General features: G+C 63.6%; 5 protein-coding genes and 1 pseudogene. 3 read left to right on the top strand and 3 right to left on the bottom strand.

Features of this window, described 5'->3' with window-relative positions:
• The 3 genes and pseudogenes from ENZ74_RS21080 to ENZ74_RS21070 form a co-directional block, all read right to left on the bottom strand.
• Window positions 1–1088: pseudogene (locus ENZ74_RS21080) on the bottom strand (indolepyruvate ferredoxin oxidoreductase family protein); the annotation flags it as partial.
• A 219-nt stretch (window positions 1089–1307) separates the two neighbouring features.
• Window positions 1308–1844 (bottom strand): hypothetical protein, encoded by a 537-nt coding sequence (locus ENZ74_RS21075; RefSeq protein WP_013528209.1) that lies wholly within the window; start codon window positions 1842–1844, stop codon window positions 1308–1310.
• Window positions 1837–2448, bottom strand: coding sequence for a CGNR zinc finger domain-containing protein (locus ENZ74_RS21070; RefSeq protein WP_063169838.1), 612 nt, complete (start codon window positions 2446–2448; stop codon window positions 1837–1839). Before ENZ74_RS21070 ends, ENZ74_RS21075 begins: the two co-directional genes overlap by 8 nt.
• Window positions 2449–2596: 148 nt before the next feature.
• On the opposite strand from ENZ74_RS21070, the gene ENZ74_RS21065 reads away from it, so the two are divergent.
• From ENZ74_RS21065 to ENZ74_RS21055, 3 genes are all read left to right on the top strand, one after another.
• A complete protein-coding gene (locus tag ENZ74_RS21065) occupies window positions 2597–3502 on the top strand; it encodes a branched-chain amino acid ABC transporter permease (RefSeq protein ID WP_063169837.1) in 906 nt (301 codons plus the stop codon).
• A 188-nt stretch (window positions 3503–3690) separates the two neighbouring features.
• Entirely contained in the window at window positions 3691–4275 is a 585-nt protein-coding gene (locus ENZ74_RS21060; protein ID WP_013528212.1) for a TRAP transporter small permease subunit, read from the top strand.
• On the top strand, window positions 4275–5106 hold an 832-nt coding region (locus ENZ74_RS21055; RefSeq protein WP_127312971.1), incomplete at its 3' end, for a TRAP transporter large permease subunit. The genes ENZ74_RS21060 and ENZ74_RS21055, both read left to right, overlap by 1 nt.

The raw sequence follows: 5106 nt of genomic DNA, 5'->3' as shown, positions 1-5106 counted from the left end.
ATAATGACCGGTTGGGTGGCAGTGCCATAAAGGCTTTCGCGCAACTGTACCTCGATCAGCGAGCGCTTCTCCTCGACGACGACGATGGTGTCGAGGCCGCGGGCGAAACCGGCGATGTGATGCAGGTCGAGCGGCCAGGGGCAGCCGACCTTGAACAGCCGCACCCCGATGCGGTTGGCGGCCGCTTCGTCGATGCCGATATCCTCCAGCGCCTGGCGAACGTCGAGATAGCTCTTGCCGAGCGTGATGATGCCGATCTTCGGATTGCGGCCGCCCGAATAGACGATGCGGTTCAGCCCATTGGCAAGGATGAAGGCGGAGGCCGCGGCGCGCTTGTGTTCATGCAGCCGCTCTTCCTGGCCGAGCATGTCGATCTCGTGGCGGATGTTGAGACCGCCAGGCGGCATGTCGAACTCCGGCACGACGATGTTCAGCCGCTCGAGCGCGGCATCGACCGAGGCGGTCGATTCGATGTTGTCCTTGACGCATTTGATCGCCGCCCACGTGCCGGCAAAGCGCGACATGGCGAAGCCGTAGAGCCCGTAGTCGATGATCTCCTGGACACCGGCCGGGTTGAGGATCGGCACCATCGTGTCGACGAACAGGAATTCGGTGGCGTGCGCGTTGGTCGAGGATTCGGCCATATGGTCGTCGCCCATCAGCGCAAGCACGCCGCCATGCTTCGACGATCCGGCGAGGTTGGCGTGGCGGAACACATCGCCTGAGCGGTCGACGCCCGGTCCCTTGCCGTACCAGACCGAAAAGACGCCGTCATGAGTGCCCTCGCCCAGCAGCTCCGTCTGCTGCGCCCCCCAGCAGGCGGTGGCGGCAAGCTCCTCGTTGAGACCCGGCTGGAAGACGATGTCAGCCTGGGCGAGCTGTTTCTTCGCCTTCCACAGCTGCATGTCGAGGCCGCCGAGCGGCGAACCGCGATAGCCAGAGACGAACCCGGCCGTGTTCAAGCCGGCGCGACGGTCGCGCTCGCGCTGCATCAAGAGCATGCGAATGACCGCCTGCGCGCCGGACAGGAAGATGCGCTCCTTTGCGAGATCGAACTTGTCGTCGAGCGCGACGTCGTGCAGCGTCATCAGGCATTTCCTCTGCGGAGGCCACGCGGGGCAGGCAGCCAACGTCGGGGTCGGATGACGCATCCTTTCTCCCCTTGCAAGGCAGGTCAAACAAAATCGCAGATGCCAGGCAACGCGCAACGAACAGTCCGCGGCCATCCTGAATCGGGTATGAAACCGATCCGCGGACATTGCCCGGCGCATGAACATTACAGCTGCGGCGCGGCCGGCCGCGACGCGTCAGCCGCCTTTCGAGCAATCTGGCTTCGGCTCGCCCGGCAGCTTGCCGTCGGGATGGCCGACGAGATCGGGATTGGCGGTGTAGAGCTGGTCGATGACCAGCGGCCGGTCGGGCAGGATCGACTGGTCTTCCGTCGACATCAGCGTGGTGTCGATCTTCTGCAGGACCGCGCCGTCGGCGCCCTTGATGCTGATGGCAATCGCATAGGGCTTGTTCTTGACGACGCAGGTCAGTGCCGGGCTCTCCAGCGTCACCTTGTCGAGCTTCGGCCAGACCTTCTGCTCGACCACCAGAGGTGCGCCGCCGGCGGGATCCTGGAAGCTGGCGACCGCCACCTGGCCCTCTCCCATCGGCTTCAGCGGCCGCAGGGTCACCACATAAGTCGCCCTGGCGAGGCGGTAGTTGAAAACGAATATCTTGCCGGAAATCTCGAACAGCTTGCCTTCGGCGTCGCCGGTGTCGCGGCAGGCGCCGAGCGCAACGGCCACGATGAGCGCCGCGCCAACAAGGATCGAACGGGAAAGGCCGCTACGCATTCTTGACCTCATTTTCCGCCATGCGACGACGGCGATAGTGACGGCTTGCCTTCTGACGGTTGCCGCACACCGCCATGTCGCACCATAGGCGGCTGGAATTGCGGCTTCTGTCGACGAACAGCCAGGTGCAGTTGGGACAGATCCTGAGCCTTGCGACGGTATCGTCGCGCAGAAGCGATAGCGCCGAAACCGCCAGCGCCGCCTCGAAGGCGATCGGCGTCAGGGGATCACCGAACGGCCTTCCCGGCACACCGATCTCGGTCCGGCTGCCGGCAAGACCCTCGGCGCAGGCGCTCAGGAATCCGGGCAGATCAGCGGTGGCGACCGCGCCCTTCGACACCGCTCCACGAAACAGCCGGTCCGTCGCCTCGCGGATCGACAGCACGACGGGTGCGATCGCCACCGCTGAGGATACCGCCAGCGGCCTTTCGCCAAGCTCGGCGGCGCGAAAGCGGCTCGCCGCGTCGGCGAAGCGAGCAATCTCGGCCGGATCTTCGAAGCGGTCGAACGTCCGCTCCGGATCGCCGCGCAGCACGACGGTGTTCGCCGTGTCGAGCGCAAGCAGGCCGCCGGTGAAGCGGTGCGGGGTCCATGATACCGTCATGGCGAAAATCTAACCGATAAATCGTATTTGACAAGTTAGATTCAGCGATGCAACCTCACTCCGGGATGCGGTGGTCTCCGCAGCCTTTTGAGCATGCTGTTGGCCAGGACCGCTTCGCACTTTTGGGCGGCATGCTTCGAGGTTTTGCATGCTCTATTTCTTCCAGCAGGTGCTGAACGGGCTGCATTCGGGCGCGCTGTATGCGTTGCTCGCCTTTGGCTATGTGCTGACCAACGGCATCCTGCACCGCACCAATCTCGCTTATGGCGCGTTGTTCGCCTTTTGCGGCCAGACCATGATCCTGACCGCGGCCTTCGGCTATCAGGTGCTGTGGCTGACGCTGCTGGCGGCGGTGGCGCTCGGCGTCGTCGCTGCGTTCCTCTATGCCGCGCTGATCAGCCACGTGCTGTCGCGCAGTGTCTTCGAACCGTTGGCCGACCGCACGCCCAATGCAATCGTGGTGACGACGCTCGGCATCCTGCTGCTGCTGTCCGAAGCGAGCCGCATCGCCGCCGACACGCATGATCTGTGGCTGCCGCCGATGCTGGCGCAGCCCATCGTTTTCGCGCAGGGCGCGACCTTCAAGGCAACGCTGACGCTCATCCAGCTTATCGACTGCGCCGTGGTGGTGGCGGCAATCGCGCTGGCAAGCTGGGCTTTTGCCCGGTCGAGCTTCGGACGGTGCTGGCGCGCCGTCTCCGACGACCCCAAGGCTGCCGCGATGTGCGGCGTCGACGTACGCGCGGTGTTCCGGCACGCGGTGCTGTTCGGCGGCTTCTGCGCCGCGCTGGCCGGTGTCATGGCCGGGCTCTATTACGGCAATGTCAGCTTCGGCTCGGGCCTCGTCTACGGACTGAAGATCCTGTTCGTGACGGCGGTCGGCGGCTATCTCTCGCCACCGCGCGCGGCGCTCGGCGCGGCCGTCTTCGGCATGGCCGAATCGCTGTGGGCCGGCTACTTCCCGGTCGAGTGGCGCGACGCGTGGATGTACCTGTTCCTGGTCACGACGCTGATCCTGATCGGCGCCGGCCGCGACACCGGCAAAATCGCCTGAAAACGTCAGACTTTGGTTGCATGACGCGAGGGCAGATCGCCGGTATTGGGCACTGTCTGCGATGCGATGATATTCGCTGCCTCTATCCTTGTTGACCCGTCAGTCCACGCGCGGCATACCGTTGGACCACGTGGCGTGACGGACAAAAAGGGGGAAGCCGGCACGCCTCCGGTACAAGGGAGGAATGCATGGCAGGGCTTCTCGCTCTATCCAGGACTATTGATCGCGCCAACGAGTTCATCGGCAAATGGATATCGTGGCTGATCCTGCTGGCGATCCTGGTGAGCGCCGCCAACGCCATTATCCGCAAGGTGTTCGACATATCCTCGAACGCTTGGCTCGAGCTGCAATGGTATCTGTTCGGCGCCGCCTTCATGCTGGCCGCCGCCTATACGCTGAAGCAGAACGAACATATCCGCATCGACGTCGTCTACGGCCTGTTTCCACGCCGCGTGCAGCACTGGATCGACCTTTTCGGGCATGTCTTTTTTCTGATGCCGTTCGTGACGCTGATGGTGATCTATTTCGTTCCTTATGTGTCGCTGTCGTTTCGCAGCGGCGAGATGTCCAACAATTCCGGCGGCCTGATCATCTGGCCCGCCAAGGCCATCCTGCTCGTCGGGTTTTTCCTGCTGGCGCTGCAGGGCATCTCCGAGATCATCAAGAAGATCGCCATCATGCGCGGAGACATGGACGACCCCAATCCCTTCATATCGGTGCATGAGCAGGCCGAACTCGAAGCCAAGGCGCTGGCCGACGAGGTGCGTTCGTGATGGAGTTCATCGCGCAGAACATGGCGCCGATCATGTTCGCTTCGCTGATCATCTTCCTGCTGATCGGCTACCCCGTCGCTTTTTCCTTGGCCGCCAACGGCTTGATGTTCTTCTTCATCGGCGTGCTGCTGTCTCCCTATTCCGGAGGATCGATCAACCTCGCCTGGCCGCTCCTGCACGCATTGCCGGATAATTTCTACGGCAGCCGGGTGATGTCGAACGACACGCTGCTGGCCATCCCGTTCTTCACCTTCATGGGCATCGTGCTCGAGCGGTCGGGCATGGCCGAAGACCTGCTCGACACGATCGGCCAGCTGTTCGGGCCAATCCGCGGCGGCCTCGCCTACGCCGTGATCTTCGTCGGCGCGCTTTTAGCGGCGACCACCGGCGTGGTGGCGGCTTCCGTCATCGCCATGGGCCTGATCTCGCTGCCGATCATGCTGCGCTATGGCTATGACCGCCGGCTCGCATCCGGTGTCATTGCCGCCTCCGGCACGCTTGCCCAGATCATCCCGCCGTCGCTGGTGCTGATCGTGCTTGCCGACCAGCTCGGCCGCTCGGTCGGCGATATGTACGCGGGCGCGTTGATCCCGGGCCTCGTGCTCACCGGCCTCTATATGTCCTATATCCTGATCATGTCGATCATCCGGCCGAACTCGATGCCGGCGCTGCCGCTCGAGGCCCGTACACTTGGCCATGGCGTGATGTCGCTGCTGGTGGCTTTGCTGGTCACATCGGCGGTTTCCTACGCGGCATATCGTTATCTGGCGCCGGCGCATGGCGACAATGCCGACATTCTTGGCGCGACTGCCGGGGTGCTGTTCATCTACA

Source organism: Mesorhizobium sp. M7A.F.Ca.CA.002.15.2.1, from assembly GCF_003998715.1.
Lineage (GTDB): Bacteria > Pseudomonadota > Alphaproteobacteria > Rhizobiales > Rhizobiaceae > Mesorhizobium > Mesorhizobium ciceri.
The sequence above is the reverse complement of the archived record's forward strand: the minus strand, read 5'-3'. Positions and strand labels throughout refer to the sequence as shown.